Source organism: Roseibium sp. ROS1, from assembly GCF_054658215.1.
Genome location: NZ_BAAGIG010000002.1, coordinates 617,464 through 638,834, shown reverse-complemented (window position 1 = coordinate 638,834; position 21,371 = coordinate 617,464). Strand labels below are relative to the sequence as shown.

Genomic DNA, 21,371 nt, shown 5'->3' with positions numbered 1-21,371 from the left:
ATCCGTATCCTGAGCAGCGTCGGGGCTGTCTTTTATTCGTTGTCATTTGCCCCGGTGCGAACCGGTGGCCAGGTTTCCGTGTCGTGATCGGGGTGCTGGAACGAAACGAGCGACGCCAGAAAAGGCGCTGCCTCCATATCGTCTTCCGTCACCCTTTCGGGAATTTGAGCCATGCTGTCGGCATAAGGCAGCTTTGCCTCGACGCCGAACTGGATGCTGGGCGGGATTTGCGATGGATCGTCAAAGGTCCCGATGGCCAGTGCAATGCCATCCGGCGCTTCATAGGTTAGCGGCGTACCGCAATCGGCGCAAAAGCCCCGGGTTGCGTGATTGGAACTCTGGAAGTGCTTCAACGATCCACGTTTCCAGACAAGCCTGGATGTTTCAGGAACACTGACCAGTGGCGCGTAAAAGCCACCAAAGGCCTTCTGGCACATGCGGCAATGACAGATGGAAGCCTCGCCCAGTGGCCCTTCCACCTTGAACCGCAAGGCACCGCACTGACAGCCTCCGGTACGGATCTCCGTCATCCGCCCCTCCCTTCCCAATGATCCGTGTCATGATCGGGGTGCTGATTGTTGGTTGCCGTGACATCATTGATCCCACCTGGCAGGTCGTCCCGATTTGACTGCGTTTCGTTCAGTTCGAAAAGATGCCCGTAGAACGAGACACGCCCCTCGACACCGGACTGTTCAACCGGCGTGACTGCGGCAACATCGTCCAGGCTGCCATGGGTAAAGGAAATGTGGTCGTCGCCAATCGTATCAAAGGCCAGAGGCGTGCCGCAGGTTCCACAGAAACCCCGGCGGACAGGCTTGGAAGAGTGGAACCAGGAGGGTTCGCCGCGGGTCCATTCAAAATCGGACTTCGCAGCACCGATCAACGGCAGAAAGAAATTCCCCGATGCCTTCTGGCACATCCGGCAATGACACAGATGCGGATGACCGACCTCTCCCGTCACCTGGTAACGCACGGCGCCGCACTGGCAACCACCACTCAGCTTTTGAACATTATCGCCCATCAGAAATTCTCCTTGCCGTGTGATCGGAGAAAGCTGCTTCAGCACCGCCGCGCCGAGCCGCGGAAAAAAGCCCGGTAACTTGCGCCTTACTCTCCTTTTGCGAGGAAGATGTCCGCGCTAGCAGACAGAGGAGGGTATCCCGTCTTTCCGCCCGGCTCCGTCTCACCGCTTGACTTCCCAGGTAGTAACGCGGGCACCGGTTTCTGAGTCTTTTGAATCCTTTAGAAGAATTCCCTGAGACGTCAGTTCATTGCGGATCGCGTCAGCTTCCGCCCAGTTCTTGGCATTGAGGGCCTCCAGGCGTTTTTCGATGGCTGCCTGAATGCTGGCCTCATCAACGCCAGACAAATCCGCCTTGACCGGATGAACGCCGAGGAGCGCGGTAGATGCCGAGTAAACATCCAGCTTGGCAGGGTCCTTGGAAGCCTCGACGGCGAGCGCGTGGAGCGCCTGAATGGCGCCTGCGGTGTTCAGGTCGTCCAAAAGGGCATCAAGCACCTCGGCAGCAGGGGCTGCATCCGTTTCGACCGGATCCGGCCAACGGGCGAGAAGGTTTTCAGCTTCTTCAAGCTTGCGTTTGGAGAAATCGATCGGCTCTCGATAGTTGGTCATCAACATGGCAAGGCGCAGCACTTCGCCCGGCCACATGCGACCGCCGAAACTGTCCGTTTCCAGGAGCTCCTGAATGGTGAAGAAGTTGCCCTCGGACTTGGACATCTTCCGGCCTTCCACCTGCAGGAAGCCGTTGTGCATCCAGTAGTTGGCCATGACCTTGGTGCCATGAGCGCAGCGGGACTGGGCGATTTCGTTTTCGTGGTGCGGGAAGATAAGGTCCAGTCCGCCGCCGTGTATGTCGAACACTTCACCCAGATGGTGCGCACTCATGACAGAGCACTCGATGTGCCAGCCCGGACGCCCCCTGCCCCACGGGCTGTCCCAGCCGGGCTCTTCTTCAGAAGAAAGTTTCCAGAGCACGAAATCTCCGGGGTTCTTCTTGTGAGCATCAACCGCAATGCGAGCCCCGGCCAGCTGCTCGTCCAGCTTCCTCTTTGACAGGCCGCCGTAGTCGGGCATGGACTGGGTGTCGAACAGAACTTCACCGCCCGCCTGATAGGCGTGTCCCTTTTCGATCAGCGCCGCGATCATCTCGACCATTCCGACAATATGCTGTGTCGCCCGAGGCTCGATGCTCGGCTCCAGCACACCCAGAGACCTGATGTCCTTGTGGAACTGGTCCGCAGTCTTCTGCGTCACCCGGGCAATGGCTTCATTGAGCGGCAGATCGGGAAAGTCACGAAGTGCGCGTGCGTTGATCTTGTCGTCAACGTCAGTGATGTTGCGCGCATAGGTGACGTGGTCGGCACCATAAAGATGGCGCAGAAGCCGGAAGAGCACATCGAAGACGATGACCGGTCGCGCGTTACCGATGTGGGCAAAGTCATAGACGGTCGGTCCGCAGACGTAGAGACGCACATTCCCGTCATCGATCGCCCGGAAGTCCTCCTTCTGGCGCGTCAATGTGTTGGTGAGCTTCAAGCCCTTCAAAGTGCCGGATTTCTCTGTCTCAGCGGCGCTCATGTCAAACGGTCTCCTGGCCGGCTGGCCGGGCGGTCCGTCTCAAAGGAAATTTTGCCAAGAGGGAACGGCCACAGCCAGCGGTGTCGCTAGCTGCAAATAATGGTGATCGAAATGATGTTCCGTGTGGCCGTCATCATGGAGCGCTTTATGGACCGGAAAACAGAACCCGGTCAAGGCTGCAGTTGCCGCTGAAACGCCAAATTCCGTGCCTTGTGGCCGCAACGCGTCACTCCCACGAGCGATAACGGATCGCGCGCTTTTCCTGCTGCGGCAACAAATGGGATCGGCTTTGCAATGGCAAGGAAGCTTAACGCAGTTCAATTATGCGCAAGATGCACTAGACTTTCCCCGTTGGGAATCAGAGGGGGTATTTCCGATGGGAATATTTTGCACGTGCCGTAACAGACATCTTGGTCTTCTTTTCACGCTGGCAGCGTTTTTGTCCGGACCACTTTCGGCACCATATGTCCAGGCACAAACCGCGGCACCGGCGACCAGCGAGACCCAGGTCGTTCCGCCCCCTGTTTTCGAGGAACCGCAGACGCCGATCGCCAGGGCCATTCAGGCGCAAGTTTCTACGAACCTGCCCGAAGGTCTTGCACTCTATTATGGCGAACGCGCTTTCGCACCGGTCTGGTTCAACGAGAATGGCCTCACGGAAGACGCTCATCTGACCATTGCCGCCATGGCGGCGGCGAACGACCATGCGCTCAACCCCAACAATTACGATCCCCTCGGCTTCATAAAGCGTTCGGAAACTTCCCAGAGCGAGCAGGAATGGGCCCAGTTCGATCTGGACCTGTCCGTGCAGTTCCTGCGCTATGCGACCCACCTCTCCTCCGGCCGCGTTCAACCCAACAAGGTCAACAAGGCGCTGAACGTGTTTCCGGATCGGCCTGATCCGAAAGTGCTTTTTGAAAATGCCAAACAGGCTGTGGACTTCGGGGCCTTTCTGGAAAGCCTGGCACCCCAGACCGACAATTATGCCCGCCTGAAGCGGCGCCTTGCCCAATACCGGGAGAAGGCTGCTGCCGGCGGCTTTACCCAGGTTCCGGATGGTGACATTCTGAAACCAGGCATGAGCGATCCGCGCCTGGAGGTTTTGCGAACCCGGCTCATGGAAGAAGACATTGTCGTTGCCGGAGATCACACCGGTGATGTCTATGACGGCGCCCTGGTGGAAGCCGTCAAGCTGTTCCAGGAGTACCACGGCCTTGAAACCGACGGTGTCATCGGCAAGGCGACAATTGCCCAGCTCAACATTCCGATCCAGGAAAAGCTCATCCAGATGGAGCTCAACATGGAGCGGCGGCGCTGGATGCCGGATGATCCGGGACAGTTCTACGTCTTCGTCAATCTGGCTGACCAGAACCTGAAGGTGGTGCGGGAAGGAAAGACCATTCACACGGCGCGGGTCGTTGTAGGCAAGCCCTACCACGCAACGCCGGTGTTTTCCGACCGGCTGGAATATGTGGAAATCAACCCGTACTGGAACGTGCCCTACTCCATCGCGACGAAGGAGTATTTGCCGAAACTCAAGCAGAACCCCACGGCGCTCAGCAACAAGAGCATCCGGATCTTCCAGGAAGGCAACGAGGTCGCGCCGACACAGGTTGCCTGGAACAGCTATTCCGGTGGCAATTTCCCGTTCCGGCTGCGCCAGGACCCGGGTGAGGACAATGCGCTTGGTCGCATCAAGTTCATGTTCCCCAACCAGTTCAACATCTACATTCACGACACCCCGTCGAAATCCCTGTTCACCAGAGCGGAGCGCGCCTTCAGCCACGGCTGCATTCGTGTATCGGATCCTTTTGCCCTGGCGGATGTTCTTCTGGTCGATTCCGACGCCACTCCGGGTAAATGGGAAGCCATTCGCGACAGCGGCGAGCGTACGGTCGTCAAAACCAAGGTCGAAATCGACGTGCACCTCACCTACCTGACCGCGTGGATGAACAAGGACGGATCAACACATTTCAGAAAAGACATCTACGACCGCGACAAGGTGCTGCTGGAAGCGCTTCGCAGAGCGATGACAGAGAACCTCTAGAGGCATAACATACTGTTCTAATTGAACTTTACTTCCGTTTAGATATCTGAACGGTAGCTGAATGCGGCACTCAGCATGGGTTCAAGCCGGCCCCACTAATCTCCAGTCAATCGAAACGGATTGCCATCTGGAGTTACCCATGCTGAACCGCCTCTTCGTCATCTTCTTCCTGGCCCTCATCCTGGGTGGCCCGTTTGCAGCCATCATCGCAATCACCGACGGCACCAAGGCGTTTGGCCAGGAAGCCCAGCAAAAGGGCATGTGCCTGACCACCGGCACCGGCTGCGGCAACGGGAATATCATTGTCACGGTGGCCAGTCGGATATAAAAGCGCGCTCGCAGGCATTGCGAGAACCGGTGAACGTTCACCTGAAAGCGCGTGTACCTTCAAAGTTGTTTCCACTTGAAAAGAGTGGGAATCTTGTCTGAGATTGGTCGCACACAGGACATTCCAGCCTCTTTGCTTGCAGTTTACTCCGATGTTTGGCAAGGTTGTCCCATGGACTACAAAGCACTTGAAGATAAAGCAGAATCCGCGGCGGAATTCTTGAAGATGATGGCATCCGCGCCGCGATTGCTGTTGATGTGTCTTGTCCTCGACAACGAACGCAGCGTTGGCGAACTGGCAGAAAAAACCGGCATGCGCATGCCGACCGTCTCACAGCAGCTCGCCCTTCTGCGCGCGCAGGGTCTCGTCACGACCCGCCGCGAAGGCACGACCATATATTACCGGCTCGCCAGCGAACCGGTTAGGGACATCATGTCCGTGCTTTACAAGAACTTCTGCGCGGATGCCGAACTGCCCGGCCCAATGCAGCTGGAAGCACTGGACGCGGACTGACCTGCAAGGTCAGGCTTCTTTCAGCTCCAGCAAATCTCTGACATTTTCCCGGAACGCGGCCGCCCGCTCGATAGCCCAGTCGCAGAACCGCCTTTGCTGCGGCCGCATTACACGGCCACTTATCGACAAGAGCCGGTAACGATAGCCTGTCTGAACATGTTTTGCGGGACCAAAGGGCATTATCAAGTGCCCGCCAACCAAGGCGTCAAACGCTTCCGTGACGCCGCAAAGCACAAGGCCCTGGCCGGACAGGGCTGCTTGCATTCCCGAACTGATCCTCGAGAAGCGTACTCCTGAAACCTTTTTGCCCGTAGTGACGCTGAAGGCTAGCGACCAGTCCTGCCAGCTTGCCCATTTGGGATCAGGTGTCCTGTTGTCCAGATGCACAAGAGGCACATCAGCCAGGCTTTTCAGCTCTTGCGAAACACCATAATGGTACGCGAACTGCGGCGTGCAAACCGGAACAACATAGTCACCGAAGAGATCGATCGCATCCAGTCCCGACTCGGGTGGCGGACTGTAGCGAATTGCGAAATCGAAGCCGTCGGCAGCAAGATCGATCCGCTTGTTTGATGCGTTGAGCCTGAGATCAACCGCAGGATTGAGACGATAGAAATCCGAAATACGCGGCGTAAACCAATTTTCAGCGAAGGATTCAGGGAGCGTTACAGAAACCTGGTTGGCTGTGCGCACGCGCCTCAATTCCATCAAGACGTCATCGAGAATGGACAAGCCGCCTGTCAGTCGATCCTTGACGCGTAGTGCTTCATCCGTCGGCTTGGCCCCCGATGAACTGCGCAAAAACAAGGTTCTGCCCAGATAGGCCTCAAGTCCCCTGATCTGCTGGCCGACCGCTGCTGTTGTGACGCCAAGTTCTTCCGCCGCAGCCCGGAACGTTCCTGTCCTCAGCACGGCCTCGAAAGCTCGTAATGCGTTCAGATGCGATACTTTCATACGCCTATTACTAAAGATTTTCTTTTCACGTAGCGAGACAAAATGAGCTGACCTTCCGGAAAATCGGAGCGATCCTGTCATCTGCAAACCGACTGACCTTGTCACGAGGGAAGAAAAAGTTTCGCCCCATCTTCCACGGAAGGACTACCAGGATGAAGAAGTACGTCATCGAACGAGATATTCCGGGTGCCGGCAACATGAGTACCCAGGATCTCGCAGCAGCCACACGGAAATCCAATGAAGCGCTGGCTGAATTGGCACCGTTCATACAGTGGCAACATTCCTACGTTGCCGGGGACAAGACCTTCTGCATTTATCTGGCAAAGGACGAAACCACGATCCTTGAACACGCCCGTCGCAGCGGTTTTCCAGCCAACAACATCACCGAAGTGGCATGCGAAATCGATCCGACCACTGAAAACAGTAAAGGGGCGTGAACATGCTCGCTCCCTACACCCTCTTCTGGGAACGTTTATCCGGCGCCATCGCACCACAAGTCATGCTTGAAGAGCTGGATGTCAGTCATTGTCTTGTTCATGTTGACATGACAGCAGGCGATCATAGGCAGGAAGCGTATAGGTCATTAAACCCCGTGATGCGCATTCCTGCGCTCCGGTTGCCGGATGGCAAGGTCATTGGCGAAAGCTCCGCAATAATGCTTGTTCTCGGCGAAGCGCATGCCGGCTCCGACCTTGTCCCCGCACCGGACGATCCCGACAGGCCGGAATTTCTGTTCTGGCTGACATCCATGGACGCGAACGGTTACCCGATTTTTTCGCGTGCCTGGCACCCCGAAAAATTCACCACCAACGCCGAGGCCAACGAGAGTGTCCGGCGGCGTGCGGAAAGCCATCTAGCGGAGTTTTTCGCTGTCATGGACGGTGCTATTGCCGGCAGCCCCTATTTCCTGCCACGTGGCTTCACCGCACTGGACATCTATCTGGCGATGCTGAGCGAATGGTCTGCGGACCGTCAGGCCTTGTTTGAGGCCAATCCACACGTCGGTGAGCTTTGCAGGGCTGTTCGGGAAAGACCGGCCTACAGAAAGGTGCTGGAAATGCACACTGCTCCGTTGGCCGCCTGACGCCCGAACAACAAATACCAGTTGGCCTCAGTCCTGGACGAAATCACCGCATTTCGGAGGCTGCTGCTCTCCCCAGGGCATTAAGGGCACGGTTGAGGTCGAGTTTTTAGGGCTGCCTTCAATCAGCTTGTCGGAATAGACCAGATAGACAAGAACGTTTCGCTTGGCATCGCAGCCACGGACGATCCGCATTTTCTTGAACATGAACGAGCGGCGCTGGCGGAACATTTCCTCGCCCTGTTCGAAGTTCTCCTTGATCGTGACCGGGCCAACCTGACGGCACGCCAACGATACGTCAGAGACTTCTTCCGCAACGCCGAGCCAACCGGAAACGCCGCCTTTCTCCGGAACGGTGAAGTGGCAGGAGACACCGTCGACAATCGGGTCGTCTATGGCGTAGGTCGCCAACTTGTGGTCGGGCGTCAGGAACTTCCAGACGGTTGATTTCTTGAAGATCAGATCAGGCTCATCCGCCGCAAGAGCAGCGCCCACGCCTTGCAGCAGCAAAGATGCGCCAAGAGCGGCAGCGACCAGAAAACGCATTAGAAATCCTCCAGATTTTCAACCGCCCAACATGTGGGGATCACGAAAGCGCGATCAAGCGTCAGACGAAAAACAAAGCGCGCGCCCATCAGGCGCGCGCCTCATAACTTCATCTTACCGGGTTTTCGACGCGATGTTAGCGAGCGTCTTCAAGAACCTTGTCTGCGGCCGCCTTTTCTTCAGGAGCCGGTGTATCCGACGGCTTTTCGTCCTCGACGATGTCCTCGGCCGATAGCTCCATCTCTTCGCTGTCTTCCGGCTGCTCCTCTTCAGAACCGAGTGCAAGCGAGGCAGCAAAATCGCTGTCCGAGACCAGATCAGATGCTTGTGCTTCTCCGCCCGTTGCCGAAGCCTCTTCCGAGACTTCCGACGCGGGCGTATCGGCGACAGCCATTTCCGCCGCAACCTGCTCCGGTGCCCCCTCATTCAGGCCGGCTGTTCCGTCCAGGGCATCGTAAAGATCGGCGATCCGTTCCCGTGTCCATATCTGGGGCTGGTCGAGGCCAAGAGCTTCGTCGTAGGCCCGGGCAACGCTTATGGGCAGATGAAATTCAAAGTCGGCCTTCGAGCCGAAACGGGCAGCAAGCGCGTCACGAACAGCCTGGAAAGTATCCTTCAGGCCAAGGCTCTGCTCGACGCATGCAGCTGCCGCGTCCCGCAAGGTCACGACAAAATCACGGGTTGTTTCAACAGCCGTTGCCACGGCTTGCGCACCGATGGCGGATTTCCCGCGTCCCGGCATCAGCGCAGTCGGACGAAACGCCGTGATGCGGTCGAGCGCGCGCGGCCAGTCGGCCAGATGGGCATCTCCGCAATAAGGAACAGCGGCTTTCTGAACCAGATCTCCCGCGAAGATCACGCCACTTTGCGGAACCCATACGACCAGATCGCCCATCGTATGGGCGCGGCCCAGATGCATCAGCCGGACGTCCAGCCCGCCAAGGTCGATGGTCATTGAAGATGCAATGGTCATGGACGGCATGCTTACACCGGTATTGCCGGGTAGTCCGGCGAACAGTGCAGCGTCCCGCTCCCGGGCCACGCGGATTTCCTCGACGCCGCGGGTTTCCATCATCCGCCTGGTCAGATCGGAAGCAATGACCTCGCCCGGCTCGAATGCCAGGGCACCAAGTGTGTTGTCTGAATGGAAGTGCGACAGAACAACCTGTTTGATCGGCTTGTCCGTGAGCTCACGAACCTTCTGCAGAACCTTTTCCGCAAGGGCCGGCGTTGCCTGGGCATCGACAATCAGAACACCTTTTTCGCCGATGACCACGCCGGTGTTGGAACACCCATCCGCGCTATAGGCATAACAGCCGCGTCCAAGCTCTTCGAACCGTTCGTTTTCACCCGGAACGGCTTCGGACCTGTTTGTCATCTCTACCATAACGGTCTCGCTTTCCTGCCAGATGTCTGACTGCCTGTTTCGGCCTGCGCGAACTTTGCCGCGCTTTTTCCTGTTGACTGAAGCGTCTCAGTTTCGGTGTCTGATTCGCAATTTTTCACGCGCCAATTCCTTAACTATTCTCTCTTTATCAACAGATAGGTCAGCTCTTTCGCCGTATTTTGACTGCACCTGACAAAGCTCTTCGCCATACTTGCTTTCAATCCTGCTACTTTTTCGTAGCTGCCCGGGGTGTCTTTCCGGGGTTATTCAACCGGATATACTTGCTAGTCACAGAAAATGGCCGGATAACGGCATTGTTCATCTGCCTACTCAATCAGGCTTAACGAATCTCCAAGGCGTCGACTTATCCATGTCCGATCAGCAAGGGTCCAAATCCACTGTTTCCCCAGGCAAGGTACCTTCCAAACCTGTCCTGAAGCTGAGCGCATTCCTGCCTTACAGGCTCAACCATCTGGCCGAGACCGTCAGCAGGTCCTTTTCCAGAATCTATGCCGACACCTACGGTATCGGGATTCCCGAATGGCGGGTGCTTGCCACTCTTGGCGAATACAAGGCCATGACTGCACGAGATATCAGCCAAGCAACCTCCATGCACAAGACCAAGGTCAGTCGGGCTGTCGCCGCCCTGGAAAAGCGCGACCTGCTTGTGCGCGACAAGAACAGGGACGATCAGCGGGAACAGACCCTGTGCCTCTCTGACCACGGCAATGCCATGTACGAAGAAATTGTCCCTCAAGCCCTCGCCTACAGCAAGAGCCTGGAAGACGCCCTGACAGAGGAACAGAAGTCGGTCCTGGACGAGATTTTCGACCGTCTGCACGAGGCCACCCGATCCGGGGAAAGCGACTGAAATCCTGCGTGGTCCTGCCGCTCCGCCATTAACCTAACGTGAGAGCTTTCATTGCTATTGATAGGTCCGGCAGCGATAGTGCCGGGGTCGGTTTAAGGCCGATACGGCGTGGCAAAAACGCTGTAGGGGATGGGTGATGAGACGTAGCTGGTCTGCCGGGTCCAAGGTAATGGCACGCGCTGTCGCGTTTGGTGCCGGGCTTCTGCTGTGCGCACATACTGTGAGCGCGGCCACCTGCTCCAGCTTGAAGGCCGAACTGCAGCGGCTGGAATCGCGTTCGACGGCACAGTCTCCCGCAGCCCAGAAATGGACCACCGCCAAATCCCAGCAGCAAAAGGCCATCAATGCCGCAGAACGGGATGCAAACTACTTCGGCTGCGCATCAAACGCATCCCCCAAATGCAGTGGTCTAAATGACAAGATCAAGCGCATGAAGGCCAACCTTTCTGCAATTGAACGTCAGCTTGCGAAGTCCGGTGGCGGATCGTCGAAGACTGCAAAACGTGCAAGGCAGGTCCGGGCCTCGCTGGCAAAACAGAAATGCGATGCCTCGACCCGCGAAGCACGACAACAAAATGCCAGCGGTGAGGACAAGCCGAAGTCTCTCCTGGCCCGCATCTTCAACCCGCAGCCGCGCGTCGAACTTGCCTCCGTAACGACGGGCGACCGGGAAATCGCTTCGGTGCGCCGGCAAGCTCGCAGCGAAACCAAACGATATTCCCTGCCTTCCGGTGGCGCATTCCGGACCGTATGTGTCAGAACCTGCGACGGCTATTTCTTCCCGGTAAGTTTTTCGACGGGCAAGAGCCAGTTTGCCAACGACGAAGCAAGATGTTCAGAAATCTGTCCGGCTGCGGAAACCGAGCTATACGTCTATCGCAACCCGGGTGGCGACCAGGCCCAGATGATGTCTCTGGCCGGCAACCTCTACTCCGAACAGCCCTTCGCCTATCGCTACAAGAGCGAATTCGTTGAAGGCTGCAGTTGCCGGGCAACCCGGCAATCGAAGGCACAATCGGCGTGGACGGATCTCAGCACCGGTTCGGGAAACAGGGTATTCTTCACCGACATCAGTGCCGGCCTTCCCAGGCGGACACTTCAGCCAAGCCGTGGTGGAACCTACGAACACGAAGAAGACCTTCCCTCTCCGCTGACCAGAACCCCGCTGACCAGAACGCAGCTTCCGCGCTTTGAAGATCCCGACACGCTCATGAACATGGAAAAGGGCTTCGACGTGTCGGCGCGGCTTGATCTCGCCGCGACACGACTTGAGCGCGACGAGGACAAGGTTGCTTCAAGTTCCGGTTTCAAGGACGGTTTCCCGGTCCTGTCGATCCATTCCCCCAAGGAAACGGATGACGAGGAACTGGCGGCTTTTTCGCCTGTGTTCAAGGCAGAAGACGACGGTTTTAGCGCAGCGCCGGACCGAAAGGCCCCTGTCAGGGTAGTCGGTCCAGAATATTTTGTCGCCCAATAAGCGGCAGCAAGGCCTTCATGTCCGGACCGTGATCCATCCCGGTCAGCACCCTGCGCAATGGCATGAACAGACCACGACCTTTACGGCCGGTTTCAGCCTTCAGAGCAGACGTCCACTCTCCCCAGGTCTCCAGGGTGATGTCGCCCTCGGGCAGCAAGGCCTTTGCACCTGAAACGAATTCCTGGTCTTCGTCCTCGATGCGGCTTTCCACCGGACCCGTGACGACCAGCCAATAGGCACGCGCGTCGTCAACTGTTTCGCAGTTGCCACGCACGGTATCCCAAAAATCAGCCCCCCCACTGATGCCCATCGCTGCAAGACGGCTCTCCACCGCCTCAAAGGGCAGATCATGCACGAGCCGCGCGTTGAGGGATTTCAGCTCTTCCGGATCGAACTTTGCGGAGGACCGCGAAACACTGGCCAGGTCGAATTTCTCGATCAGGGCATCCATGGATGCAACCGGCTCGACCGCCTGACTGGTCCCGGTCAAAACAGCCAGGGAAGCGACCGCCATTGGCTCAAGCCCGGCCTCGCGCAGCGAACCTATGGACAATGCCCCCTTGCGCTTCGAAAGGCCTTCGCCATCGATCGTCGTCAGGAGGTTGTGATGACCGAATACCGGCGGTTTTGCCCCCATCGCCTCGAAGATGGCAATCTGGACGCCTGTGTTGGAGACGTGATCTTCGCCGCGGATGATGTGGGTTACATCCATGTCGATGTCATCGACAATTGAGGTGAAGGTGTAGAGATACGAACCGTCCGCACGGATCAGAACCGGATCGGACATGGAGGCCAGATCGATCGTCTGGTCGCCGCGGCACAGATCCGACCAGGCGACATCCGTACGTCTTGTTTCAAACGGGTTGCCGTCGTGGTTCGGCAGGACAAAGCGCCAATGCGGCTTGCGGCCTTCGGCTTCGAAAGCCGCCCGCTCTTCGGCGGTCTGCTTCAGGCCTGCACGGTCGTAAACCGGAGGTCTGCCGAGCGCTCGCTGGCGCGACCGGCGGCGTTCCAGTTCATCCGGCGTTTCGTAACACGGGTAAAGCAGGCCCGCATCTTTCAGCTTCTGCGCCGCTGCATCGTAGTTGGCGATCCGGTCCGACTGCCGCTCCTTCAGGTCCGGTTCGATCCCGAGCCAGTGAAGGTCAGTCTCGATGGAATCGGCATATTCCTGCTTCGAGCGGACGAGGTCCGTGTCATCGAAACGCAGGATGAACCTGCCCCCCATCTTCTTGGCAAAAAGCCAGTTGTAGAGCGCAGGACGGATGTTGCCGATGTGGATATGGCCGGTCGGCGACGGCGCGAAGCGAACAGTGACGGTCATGGCGATGAGTTAGCCGGGGTTGAACCGGACGGCAACCCCAAACTACCGGACCTTACGAAGAATGTTCGGAAGACCGGTAGGTGCGCGACACGAACCCGAGCACACCGCAGAAAACGAGGCAGTAGCCCCCCATTGCCATGACCTGCAGGTCGAACGAGACACCTTTGTCGATCAGCCAGCCGACGAGACCCGGACCGGCCGCGGAAGCAAACACCATCACCGAAAACGCGACAGCGCGAATGGCCCCCATGTGCCGCGTGCCGTAAACCTCCGGCCAAAGCGCGCCCACCAGCGTGCTGTTGAAACCGTTCGAGATGCCGACAAGCAGCATGAAAACGAAAGCAGCTGCTGGCGCATGGAAATTGGCCAGCACGAAACAGGCCAGTGTCAGGGGAACAAGGGTGAAAGGCAGCAACTGACGCGCGGAAAACCGGTCAATCAACGGACCTATCACCAGGGAAGCACAGACCACGCCGGATGCCATCAGCAGAAAGGCGCTTGCAAACAGTTCCAGCGTCCACCCTCTCAGTTCCACCAGATAGACCTGGTGGAAGAAGATTGCCGTTCCGATAAAGGCCGGCGCGTTGACACCGCAGTTGACCAGCCAGAAGCGGACATCGCGCAGCGCTTCTCCTCGTGTCCACTGGCGGCCTTCCGGTTTGGCCGAGGCCGTTTCGAGCGCGGATGGGATGCGGTCCTTTGCCAGGAGCGTCAACAAGACCGGCAGCGCGACAACAGCCAGCACGACGGCCGATACCGTCCAGGCACCGCGCCATCCGAAGGCATTGGCCAGGACGACGAAGCAAAGCGGAAACAGGGCTTCTGCCGTCGGAAAACCGAGAACGGCGATCGACACCGCCCGGCCCCGCTGCGCGGTGAACCATCGTCCGGCAGCGGTCACCGAAGTGTGGGTCATCATGCCCTGCCCGCACAGCCGGAGGCCATAAAAGGCAAGTCCGACCATCCATACGGAAAACGTGTTGGCCATCGCCAGGCAGAACAGGGCGAGACCTGTCATCACCACCGCTGCGATCTTCTGTACCGGGAAGTGATCCAGGCTGCGACCGACATAAGGCAGGGTCAGGGCACTGCCGAGGGTCGCCACCATGTAAAGCAGGCCAATGTCACCGTGACTTAGACCGAACTCCGCCCTGAGGTCCCCCGCCGAGAGCGAGATGAAAAACGTCTGCCCGAAGCCGGAAAAGACCGCGAGAAGGTAACTGGCGGCAAGCCAGCGGGCATTTTCACGCAGGAAGGAGAAATAGGTCATCGAGGCAAAAGCCCACTTTCAACAAACAACTGACGATCCACAAAACAACCCATCCTGCGAAAGCGCGTAACGCCGTCTCGAAGGATGAGGCGGTAGCTTTCTGCCACGCCCGTTCAAATTCAAACGATCAGATTCTGCGAAACATCAGCCAGGCAAGCACTTATGAATGCCCTGCCCCTCAAGAGCGATCGCGGAACCTGTTGGTGATGGGATATCGCCGGTCCTTGCCGAAGTTGCGCTCGGTGATCTTCACCCCCGGAGGCGCCTGCCGGCGTTTGTATTCGGCAATATAAAGAAGATGTTCGATCCGGTGGATCAGTGCCCGGTCGTGACCGCGTTTTTCAATGTCGCCCACCGACATCTCGTCTTCCACCAGACATTCCAGGATGTCGTCGAGAACATCGTAAGGTGGCAGGGAATCCTGGTCGGTCTGGTTTTCACGCAGTTCGGCAGTCGGCACCTTGGTGATGATATTGGACGGAATAACCTCTCCAGCCGGACCAAGCAGCCCTTCCGGCAGGTTGGCATTGCGCCATGCGGCCAAGTGATAGACCTGCGTCTTGTAGAGATCCTTGATCGGATTGTAGCCACCGTTCATGTCGCCATAAAGCGTGGCGTAGCCGACCGACATTTCCGACTTGTTGCCGGTGGTCATGACCATGCGCCCGAACTTGTTGGAAACTGCCATCAGGATGACACCCCGCGCACGCGATTGAAGGTTTTCTTCGGTCGTGTCTTCGTTCGTGCCGGCAAACAGATCGCTCAGCGCCGACCTGAAGCCTTCGACCGGTTCGGAAATCGGCACAGTGTCATAGCGGATACCCAGCGCGTTGGCGCAGGCGGCCGCATCGGTGATGCTTTCCTCCGAGGTATAGCGATAGGGCAACATGATCGCATGGACCTTGTCGGCACCAAGCGCATCTACCGCCATTGCCGCACAAATGGCCGAGTCGATACCACCGGAAAGACCCAGTACGACTCCCGGAAATCCATTCTTGGTGACGTAGTCTCCAAGGCCCATGACGCAGGCCCGCCAATTCGCCTCATCGAGTTCCGGAAGCCTTGCAAAAGTGCCGTTCTCGCAAACCCAGGTCTCGCCCTCGCGCTTCCAGTCACTGATACCAAGAGCAGCTTCAAACTGAGGCATCTGAAATGCCAGCGAGCGATCGGCATGAAGCGCGAAAGATCCGCCATCGAAAACAAGCTCGTCCTGCCCGCCAAGCTGGTTGCAGTAGATCAGCGGCAATCCGGTCTGGACCACACGCGAAACAACCACCTGCAGACGGTGCTCCGCCCGGTGTTCCCAGTAGGGAGAGCCATTGGGAACCAGCAGCAGCTCCGCGCCGGTTTCCTCCAGACACTCGCAAACCTCGTCGTTCCAGATATCCTCGCAGATCGGCAAGCCGATGCGCACACCGCGGAAGTCGACAGGTCCGGGCAAGGGGCCGGCAGCAAAAACCCGCTTCTCGTCAAAGACGCTATAGTTGGGCAGGTCGTACTTGTAGCGAACGGCCTTGATCTCACCCTGGTCCAGCAGCAGGGCGGCGTTATAGACTTTACCTTCCTCGCTACGCCAGGGAGACCCCAGCACGATGCCCGGACCGCCATCTGCGGTCTCACTGGCGAGGATTTCGGCCGCCTCCATGCAGCGCCTGACGAAAGCCGGTTTCAGAACAAGGTCTTCCGGCAAATACCCGGCGAGCATCAGTTCGGAGGTCAAGACAAGGTCGGCCCCTTGAGAGGCGGCTTCCTGACGGGCCTTGCGAACGAGCTCTGCGTTGCCGGCCACATCGCCAACAGTCGGGTTTAGCTGCGCGACAGCCAGTCTGAAACGGTCTGAAATCATCGGAAAATTACCAGGAAGTGACATTGCTTTCTGGTGTAGCCGCTAGATCGGCGAACGTCCAATCTGAATTTGCATACGTCCAGAAGTAGATTTGCCGGCACCTGTCAAAAGCCCGGTCGTGATGGGCCATGCCCGAAGGCATCGTCAGAGCAAGGCGAGCCCGGCTTGATCGGCTGAAGGTTCCGATGCTGCCGTGGACGAGATGTCCGTGACATTCAGTTTGCGCAGCGGCTGCTGATGCCCGGGGCCGAGAAGACCTTTCGAGCGCCCATGCATCTCCTGCCGTTCAAGGATTTCCCCGATGTGACGATACAAGATGGCAGGAGCGATCGGTTTGGCGACGAACCCGTGAATACCGATCTCGATGCCTTCCAGGATTGTCGCGCGCTTGGCATGGGCAGTCACGATCAGAACCGGCGTGGTGCTGACCACAAGGTCCCTGTCGGCACGAAGGATGCGAAGAAACTCATTGCCGCCAAAGGGGCTCATCACCCAGTCGCAAAGCACAATGTCCGGCTTGCGGTCGACGACCATTTCCAGGGCTTCCGCACCATCACTGGCTTCATAGGCCGAACGGATGCCGAAGCCCGCCAGCACGGAGCGGAGGATCGAGCGCATATGGGGATTGTCTTCCGCAATCAGGCAGGAAACCTTCGTCAGATCCCACTTATCGCGCACAACTCAAACTCCCCACTACACCCGTTTCCCTAAAAAGAAGGTATGCGCGTCGAGCGTTAAGCGAGGCTTACCTCAGGGCACGTTCATCCGGAAAATTCCGGAAAAAACGCAAAAGGGCGGCAAATGCCGCCCTTTCAGATAACGTACGGAAGAGGCAATCCTCTTTATGCGCTTGCCGCAAGCGGCTCGACCTGCCGGCCGTCGCGTTCCTTCTTCAGGTTTTCCGCGATCAGGAATGCAAGTTCCAACGCCTGATCCGCATTGAGGCGCGGATCGCAATGGGTGTGGTACCGGTCGCCGAGCTGGTCCTCGGTCAGGGCGCGCGCCCCGCCCGTGCACTCGGTCACGTTCCGGCCGGTCATTTCGATGTGAACACCACCGGCATGCGTGCCTTCCGCCCGATGAACCGCAAAGAAGGCTTCCACTTCTTTCAGGATCCGGTCGAACGGACGGGTCTTGTAACCGCCAGCGGAAATGGTGTTGCCATGCATCGGATCGCAGGACCAGACAACCGTCTTGCCTTCCCGCTCGACAGCGCGAACGAGCTGCGGCAGGTGGTCGAACACCTTGTCGGCGCCGAAGCGGGCGATCAGCGTCAAGCGGCCCGGTTCGTTTTCCGGGTTCAGGATGTCGATCAGCTCCAGCAGGCCATCCGGTGACATGGACGGGCCACACTTGAGGCCGATCGGGTTCTTGATACCGCGGAAGAATTCCACATGGGCATGGTCCGGCTGACGCGTCCGGTCGCCGATCCAGATCATGTGGCCGGAAGTCGCATACCAGTCACCCGAGGTGGAATCGACGCGCGTCAGGGCTTCTTCATAGCCAAGCAGCAGAGCTTCATGGCTGGTGAAGAAATCGGTCGACCGAAGCTGCGGAACGCTATCGGCGTTGATGCCACAAGCCTTCATGAAGTTCAGCGACTCCGAAATGCGGTCGGCCAGTTCCTTGTAGCGATGGCCCTGAGGGCTATCGGAAATGAAGCCGAGCATCCAGCGATGAACCTGGTCGAGGTTTGCGAAACCACCCTGCGCGAAAGCACGCAAAAGGTTCAGCGTGGCTGCCGACTGACGGTAAGCCATGGCCATGCGGCCCGGATCCGGGATACGGCTTTCCGGGGTGAAATTGATGTCGTTGATGATGTCGCCGCGGTAGCTCGGCAGCTCGACGTCACCCTTCTTCTCGAAATTGGAAGAACGCGGCTTGGCGAACTGACCGGCGATCCGGCCGACTTTCACAACCGGCTGGCTGGCGGCATAAGTCAGCACGACAGCCATTTGCAGGAAGACGCGGAAGAAATCACGGATGTGGTCGGGATGATGCTCGGCAAAGCTTTCGGCGCAGTCACCGCCCTGGAGCAGAAAACCGTTGCCCTGCGCGACATTTGCCAACTGGCTCTTCAGCGCACGTGCCTCACCTGCAAAAACCAGCGGCGGATAAGTCGACAGGCGCTGTTCAACATCCGCCAAAGCCTCTTGATCCGGGTATTCCGGAACCTGCAAGATCGGCTTCGATCTCCAGCTGTCCGGGCTCCACTTCTCCGCCATACTTCCTACTCCTCACTGGACCCGCAGGTTCGTTTCACACCCTAGATCACGCGGTCCGCGACATTTTCGTTCGTTTGGGCCTGCCAATTGAAGGCAAACGTGCGGCCTTATACACTTCATGGGCCGCCAAGGCCACAGGGCAATCCCCCAAAATATACCCTGTTTCAAGGATCATTTTCGCCACTTCTGCCTGGACACGAAATCCTTGCCTTTGAGGCGGATCATTGCGGGTGGTGATCCGGAGATGCATCGTGTGTGAAATCACACAGGATGACCCCATGCCGACACCTCGTCTGGAGCATAGCCACAGGCCCGATGACATCGCGAACCGGCTCGCTTCAGGACCGGACGCAAGCTACCTGAGAGACTGGGTATATGGCGGCATAGACGGCGCCGTCACCACCTTTGCCATCGTTGCAGGGTCTGTCGGCGCGGATCTCTCTCCAACGATTATCCTCATCCTGGGAGCTGCCAACCTGTTTGCCGACGGGTTTTCCATGGCGGCAGCCAACTACACCGGTTCCAAATCCGAAATCGAGGATTACGCGCGCCTGAAGGCGGTCGAGGAAAAGCACATCGCCGTGGCGCCAGATGGCGAACGGGAGGAAATCCGGCAGATTTTCCGCGCCAAGGGCTATGACGGACCAGACCTGGAAACCCTGGTCGAGTTGGTCTCCTCCAACAAATCCATCTGGATCGAAACCATGATGCAGGCCGAATACGGTCTGTCGAACACGGCGCGATCGCCAATGAGGGCAGCGCTTTACACCTTCGCCGCCTTCGTTCTGTTCGGCTCGATCCCACTGCTGCCGTTCGTCATTCCGGTGCCAGCCAGTGCAGAAACCGCGACAATCCTCACGATATTCGCCTTTTTTACCATCGGCTCCCTGAGGGCGCGCTGGTCGCAGCGGCATTGGTTTTCCTGCGGGCTGGAAACAAGCGCAATCGGCACCCTGGCCGCGGGCATCGCCTTTGCGGTCGGATACGGCCTGCAAACGCTGCTCGGCTGACGGTACGATAATGCCTAAGTGGCCGGGGAAAGAAAGTTGACCCCGAGGTCTTTCAACTTGCTGTCGATCAGCTTCGCCACTTCCGGATCGAGCACAATCTTGCGCGGATAGAGCGGATTTGCACGGTCAGGCAGTACTGGCACATGCCAGCCGTCAGTCGTTTCCAGAAAATGGTCGATCCCTGCTTCGCCCCAGAAACGGTAGAACCCGGCGAGAACGCAATCCAGGTAACTTTGCAGGATCGGATGTTTGTCCGTACCCCAGCGACAATGTTCGGGCGCAGCCCTAAAAAGAAACAGTTCGTCGGGCCCCGGCCGCATGGACGCGTCGCAACGAAATGCGCCGCCGACAGCTTCGACCTTCAGGTATCGTTTCTCGCGCAGTTCCAGCTCGGCAAGGCGGGTCTTGGGTTCACGCGCCATCACCCCCATGATGCGTGATCCTTCCTTTTCCCGTACAGTCAGGGCGCAGCGCCCCTGGCCGTCCGGGCTCTCGCCGCACACTTTCCATTCCCGCACCCAACCGTGAAGGGTTCCGGGCGTCACTTCAACGCCGGCGGGAATAGTGTCAATATTGACTAGGGAACCATAACCAAAATATGTGATCGTCATCTGGTGCTTGTCTAGTGCTTGTATGTTTTTCTTAGATTGTTTCCGAGGGTGTCATGATCGTTCCGTCTCTTACCCAGCAGGATATCGACCTCATGAGGGACGATACTCCGGGTGTACGTCAGCTCATTCACTTTAACAATGCGGGAACGGGGCTGGCCCCAACTCCTGTTCTTGAAGCAGTTAAGCAGCATCTCGATCTTGAAGCGACCCTCGGCGGATATGAAGCCGCTGCGGCCGCCAAGACCGCAATGGACACCTTTTATACGTCTCTGGCAGCTTTGATCGGCAGCAAACCGCAGGAAATCGCCTACATCGAAAATGCCACCCGGGCCTGGGACATGGCTTTTTACGGCATCGACTTCCGCGAAGGAGACCGGGTTGTCACCGGCCGTGCCGAATACGTCTCCAACTACGTTGCCCTGCTGCAGATGAAACGCCGCAAGGGGATCGAGATCGATATTGTCGAGGACGATGAATTCGGGCAAATCGACCTGAAGGCCCTGAAAGCCGCGATTGGTCCGAAAACGCGGCTCATCGCCCTTACGCACGTTCCAACCTTTTCCGGACTGATCAATCCTGCCGAAGAGGTTGGAGAGATCGCGCAGGAAACCGGTGTCCTTTATCTTCTCGACGCGTGTCAGTCCGCAGGGCAGATCCCGCTGAATGTCAACGAAATCGGTTGCCATATCTTGTCCGGCACCGGGCGCAAATATCTGCGCGGTCCGCGCGGCACCGGATTTCTCTACGTCAGCGACGCCGTGCTTGACCAGGTAGAACCGCCGTTTGTCGATCTTCAGGCAACGGAGTGGATCGACGAGGATCGTTATGAACTTGTTCCCCACGCACGCCGTTTCGAAACCTGGGAACGCTATGTCGCGGGGCAGATCGGCCTGGGTGTTGCAGTCAGCTATGCCATCGGCTTCGGCATGGAGCGGATCGGCAACAGGATCTGCGGGCTTGGCGCTCAACTCCGGTCTGAGCTATCTGCACTTCCCGAGGTAACCCTTCACGACAAGGGCCAGCGCAAGGGCGGCATCGTCACGTTCTCGCTGGCCGGTGAAAGCCCGGCACAGACCAAGCTACGGCTCGGGCAAGCCGGTATCAACGTTTCGGTCAGCCAGGCCAGCTCAGCCCGGATCGACTTGCCGCTTCGGGGTCTTGATGCCGTGGTGCGGGCGTCGGTTCATGCGTTCAATTGCGAAGAGGAAATTGAACGCTTTGTTAAGTGTCTCGGTAGTTTTCGCTAGGTGAGCACCCCAGAAAAGCGCCTCCCCCACCCGGT

Annotated in this window: 21 protein-coding genes; 9 read left to right on the top strand and 12 right to left on the bottom strand. The window is 58.0% G+C overall.

Features of this window, described 5'->3' with window-relative positions; translation table 11 throughout:
• Positions 1 to 32: 32 nt before the first annotated feature.
• From ACYQ6M_RS11155 to cysS, 3 genes are all read right to left on the bottom strand, one after another.
• The gene (locus ACYQ6M_RS11155) at positions 33 to 530 is read right to left on the bottom strand and encodes a GFA family protein (protein WP_460073808.1); all 498 of its coding nucleotides are present in this window, start codon (positions 528 to 530) and stop codon (positions 33 to 35) included.
• Positions 527 to 1,021 carry a GFA family protein gene (locus ACYQ6M_RS11150; protein ID WP_075281645.1) on the bottom strand — a complete coding sequence of 165 codons (495 nt, stop codon included), beginning with the start codon at positions 1,019 to 1,021 and terminating at the stop codon, positions 527 to 529. Before ACYQ6M_RS11150 ends, ACYQ6M_RS11155 begins: the two co-directional genes overlap by 4 nt.
• Before the next feature lie 162 nt (positions 1,022 to 1,183).
• A complete protein-coding gene (gene cysS, locus ACYQ6M_RS11145; RefSeq protein ID WP_460073807.1) occupies positions 1,184 to 2,599 on the bottom strand; it encodes a cysteine--tRNA ligase in 1,416 nt (471 codons plus the stop codon).
• 439 nt (positions 2,600 to 3,038) lie between these two features.
• Between cysS and ACYQ6M_RS11140 the strand changes: the two genes are divergently transcribed.
• The 3 genes from ACYQ6M_RS11140 (at position 3,039) to ACYQ6M_RS11130 (ending at position 5,487) form a co-directional block, all read left to right on the top strand.
• The gene (locus ACYQ6M_RS11140; protein WP_460073806.1) at positions 3,039 to 4,646 is read left to right on the top strand and encodes a L,D-transpeptidase family protein; all 1,608 of its coding nucleotides are present in this window, start codon (positions 3,039 to 3,041) and stop codon (positions 4,644 to 4,646) included.
• 139 nt (positions 4,647 to 4,785) lie between these two features.
• Entirely contained in the window at positions 4,786 to 4,974 is a 189-nt protein-coding gene (locus ACYQ6M_RS11135) for a hypothetical protein (protein ID WP_023003917.1), read from the top strand.
• Positions 4,975 to 5,145: 171 nt separating this feature from the next.
• Positions 5,146 to 5,487 carry an ArsR/SmtB family transcription factor gene (locus ACYQ6M_RS11130; protein ID WP_023003916.1) on the top strand — a complete coding sequence of 114 codons (342 nt, stop codon included), beginning with the start codon at positions 5,146 to 5,148 and terminating at the stop codon, positions 5,485 to 5,487.
• Positions 5,488 to 5,496: 9 nt separating this feature from the next.
• Here ACYQ6M_RS11130 and ACYQ6M_RS11125 read toward each other — a convergent pair whose 3' ends face one another.
• Entirely contained in the window at positions 5,497 to 6,522 is a 1,026-nt protein-coding gene (locus ACYQ6M_RS11125; RefSeq protein WP_460073805.1) for a LysR substrate-binding domain-containing protein, read from the bottom strand.
• A 71-nt stretch (positions 6,523 to 6,593) separates the two neighbouring features.
• On the opposite strand from ACYQ6M_RS11125, the gene ACYQ6M_RS11120 reads away from it, so the two are divergent.
• Together ACYQ6M_RS11120 and ACYQ6M_RS11115 are read left to right on the top strand one after the other, a co-directional pair.
• Entirely contained in the window at positions 6,594 to 6,878 is a 285-nt protein-coding gene (locus ACYQ6M_RS11120; protein ID WP_460073804.1) for a DUF4242 domain-containing protein, read from the top strand.
• Between the two features lie 2 nt (positions 6,879 to 6,880).
• Positions 6,881 to 7,525 (top strand): glutathione S-transferase family protein, encoded by a 645-nt coding sequence (locus tag ACYQ6M_RS11115; RefSeq protein ID WP_460073803.1) that lies wholly within the window; start codon positions 6,881 to 6,883, stop codon positions 7,523 to 7,525.
• A 27-nt stretch (positions 7,526 to 7,552) separates the two neighbouring features.
• On the opposite strand, the gene ACYQ6M_RS11110 is transcribed toward ACYQ6M_RS11115, so the two are convergent.
• Both ACYQ6M_RS11110 and ACYQ6M_RS11105 read right to left on the bottom strand, forming a co-directional pair.
• On the bottom strand, positions 7,553 to 8,068 hold the full coding sequence (locus ACYQ6M_RS11110; protein ID WP_460073802.1) for a CreA family protein: 516 nt from the start codon (positions 8,066 to 8,068) through the stop codon (positions 7,553 to 7,555).
• A 136-nt stretch (positions 8,069 to 8,204) separates the two neighbouring features.
• Positions 8,205 to 9,455, bottom strand: coding sequence for an MBL fold metallo-hydrolase (locus ACYQ6M_RS11105; RefSeq protein ID WP_460073801.1), 1,251 nt, complete (start codon positions 9,453 to 9,455; stop codon positions 8,205 to 8,207).
• A 370-nt stretch (positions 9,456 to 9,825) separates the two neighbouring features.
• Here ACYQ6M_RS11105 and ACYQ6M_RS11100 point away from each other — a divergent pair, with 370 nt between their 5' ends.
• The gene (locus tag ACYQ6M_RS11100; RefSeq protein WP_460073800.1) at positions 9,826 to 10,326 is read left to right on the top strand and encodes a MarR family winged helix-turn-helix transcriptional regulator; all 501 of its coding nucleotides are present in this window, start codon (positions 9,826 to 9,828) and stop codon (positions 10,324 to 10,326) included.
• 136 nt (positions 10,327 to 10,462) lie between these two features.
• Entirely contained in the window at positions 10,463 to 11,803 is a 1,341-nt protein-coding gene (locus ACYQ6M_RS11095; RefSeq protein ID WP_460073799.1) for a DUF2865 domain-containing protein, read from the top strand.
• On the opposite strand, the gene gltX is transcribed toward ACYQ6M_RS11095, so the two are convergent.
• The 5 genes from gltX to ACYQ6M_RS11070 all read right to left on the bottom strand — a co-directional run bounded on the left by gltX (position 11,766) and on the right by ACYQ6M_RS11070 (position 18,468).
• Positions 11,766 to 13,127 (bottom strand): glutamate--tRNA ligase, encoded by a 1,362-nt coding sequence (gene gltX / locus ACYQ6M_RS11090; protein ID WP_460073798.1) that lies wholly within the window; start codon positions 13,125 to 13,127, stop codon positions 11,766 to 11,768. The genes ACYQ6M_RS11095 and gltX overlap by 38 nt on opposite strands.
• 52 nt (positions 13,128 to 13,179) lie before the next feature.
• Positions 13,180 to 14,397 (bottom strand): MFS transporter, encoded by a 1,218-nt coding sequence (locus tag ACYQ6M_RS11085; RefSeq protein WP_460073797.1) that lies wholly within the window; start codon positions 14,395 to 14,397, stop codon positions 13,180 to 13,182.
• 178 nt (positions 14,398 to 14,575) lie between these two features.
• The gene (locus ACYQ6M_RS11080) at positions 14,576 to 16,243 is read right to left on the bottom strand and encodes an NAD+ synthase (protein WP_460073796.1); all 1,668 of its coding nucleotides are present in this window, start codon (positions 16,241 to 16,243) and stop codon (positions 14,576 to 14,578) included.
• Positions 16,244 to 16,387: 144 nt separating this feature from the next.
• Positions 16,388 to 16,921 carry a response regulator gene (locus ACYQ6M_RS11075; protein WP_023003904.1) on the bottom strand — a complete coding sequence of 178 codons (534 nt, stop codon included), beginning with the start codon at positions 16,919 to 16,921 and terminating at the stop codon, positions 16,388 to 16,390.
• A gap of 164 nt (positions 16,922 to 17,085) precedes the next feature.
• On the bottom strand, positions 17,086 to 18,468 hold the full coding sequence (locus ACYQ6M_RS11070; protein ID WP_023003903.1) for a class II 3-deoxy-7-phosphoheptulonate synthase: 1,383 nt from the start codon (positions 18,466 to 18,468) through the stop codon (positions 17,086 to 17,088).
• Between the two features lie 278 nt (positions 18,469 to 18,746).
• Here ACYQ6M_RS11070 and ACYQ6M_RS11065 point away from each other — a divergent pair, with 278 nt between their 5' ends.
• The gene (locus tag ACYQ6M_RS11065; RefSeq protein WP_460073795.1) at positions 18,747 to 19,478 is read left to right on the top strand and encodes a VIT1/CCC1 transporter family protein; all 732 of its coding nucleotides are present in this window, start codon (positions 18,747 to 18,749) and stop codon (positions 19,476 to 19,478) included.
• Positions 19,479 to 19,492: 14 nt separating this feature from the next.
• Here ACYQ6M_RS11065 and ACYQ6M_RS11060 read toward each other — a convergent pair whose 3' ends face one another.
• Entirely contained in the window at positions 19,493 to 20,089 is a 597-nt protein-coding gene (locus tag ACYQ6M_RS11060; RefSeq protein ID WP_460073794.1) for a gamma-glutamylcyclotransferase family protein, read from the bottom strand.
• 53 nt (positions 20,090 to 20,142) lie between these two features.
• Here ACYQ6M_RS11060 and ACYQ6M_RS11055 point away from each other — a divergent pair, with 53 nt between their 5' ends.
• Entirely contained in the window at positions 20,143 to 21,336 is a 1,194-nt protein-coding gene (locus ACYQ6M_RS11055) for an aminotransferase class V-fold PLP-dependent enzyme (protein ID WP_460073793.1), read from the top strand.
• Positions 21,337 to 21,371 lie beyond the last annotated feature (35 nt).

What these genes read in the sequence shown, in the direction of transcription:
- gltX (WP_460073798.1), bottom strand. Translation starts at nt 13,127, where the DNA reads ATGACCGTCACTGTTCGCTTCGCGCCGTCGCCGACCGGCCATATCCAC.
- ACYQ6M_RS11080 (WP_460073796.1), bottom strand. Translation starts at nt 16,243, where the DNA reads ATGATTTCAGACCGTTTCAGACTGGCTGTCGCGCAGCTAAACCCGACT.
- ACYQ6M_RS11055 (WP_460073793.1), top strand. Translation starts at nt 20,143, where the DNA reads ATGATCGTTCCGTCTCTTACCCAGCAGGATATCGACCTCATGAGGGAC.
- ACYQ6M_RS11125 (WP_460073805.1), bottom strand. Translation starts at nt 6,522, where the DNA reads ATGACAGGATCGCTCCGATTTTCCGGAAGGTCAGCTCATTTTGTCTCG.
- ACYQ6M_RS11115 (WP_460073803.1), top strand. Translation starts at nt 6,881, where the DNA reads ATGCTCGCTCCCTACACCCTCTTCTGGGAACGTTTATCCGGCGCCATC.
- ACYQ6M_RS11120 (WP_460073804.1), top strand. Translation starts at nt 6,594, where the DNA reads ATGAAGAAGTACGTCATCGAACGAGATATTCCGGGTGCCGGCAACATG.
- ACYQ6M_RS11070 (WP_023003903.1), bottom strand. Translation starts at nt 18,468, where the DNA reads ATGGCGGAGAAGTGGAGCCCGGACAGCTGGAGATCGAAGCCGATCTTG.
- ACYQ6M_RS11100 (WP_460073800.1), top strand. Translation starts at nt 9,826, where the DNA reads ATGTCCGATCAGCAAGGGTCCAAATCCACTGTTTCCCCAGGCAAGGTA.
- ACYQ6M_RS11110 (WP_460073802.1), bottom strand. Translation starts at nt 8,068, where the DNA reads ATGCGTTTTCTGGTCGCTGCCGCTCTTGGCGCATCTTTGCTGCTGCAA.
- ACYQ6M_RS11085 (WP_460073797.1), bottom strand. Translation starts at nt 14,397, where the DNA reads ATGACCTATTTCTCCTTCCTGCGTGAAAATGCCCGCTGGCTTGCCGCC.
- ACYQ6M_RS11130 (WP_023003916.1), top strand. Translation starts at nt 5,146, where the DNA reads ATGGACTACAAAGCACTTGAAGATAAAGCAGAATCCGCGGCGGAATTC.
- ACYQ6M_RS11095 (WP_460073799.1), top strand. Translation starts at nt 10,463, where the DNA reads ATGAGACGTAGCTGGTCTGCCGGGTCCAAGGTAATGGCACGCGCTGTC.
- ACYQ6M_RS11135 (WP_023003917.1), top strand. Translation starts at nt 4,786, where the DNA reads ATGCTGAACCGCCTCTTCGTCATCTTCTTCCTGGCCCTCATCCTGGGT.
- ACYQ6M_RS11150 (WP_075281645.1), bottom strand. Translation starts at nt 1,021, where the DNA reads ATGGGCGATAATGTTCAAAAGCTGAGTGGTGGTTGCCAGTGCGGCGCC.
- ACYQ6M_RS11060 (WP_460073794.1), bottom strand. Translation starts at nt 20,089, where the DNA reads ATGACGATCACATATTTTGGTTATGGTTCCCTAGTCAATATTGACACT.
- ACYQ6M_RS11105 (WP_460073801.1), bottom strand. Translation starts at nt 9,455, where the DNA reads ATGGTAGAGATGACAAACAGGTCCGAAGCCGTTCCGGGTGAAAACGAA.
- ACYQ6M_RS11155 (WP_460073808.1), bottom strand. Translation starts at nt 530, where the DNA reads ATGACGGAGATCCGTACCGGAGGCTGTCAGTGCGGTGCCTTGCGGTTC.
- ACYQ6M_RS11065 (WP_460073795.1), top strand. Translation starts at nt 18,747, where the DNA reads ATGCCGACACCTCGTCTGGAGCATAGCCACAGGCCCGATGACATCGCG.
- cysS (WP_460073807.1), bottom strand. Translation starts at nt 2,599, where the DNA reads ATGAGCGCCGCTGAGACAGAGAAATCCGGCACTTTGAAGGGCTTGAAG.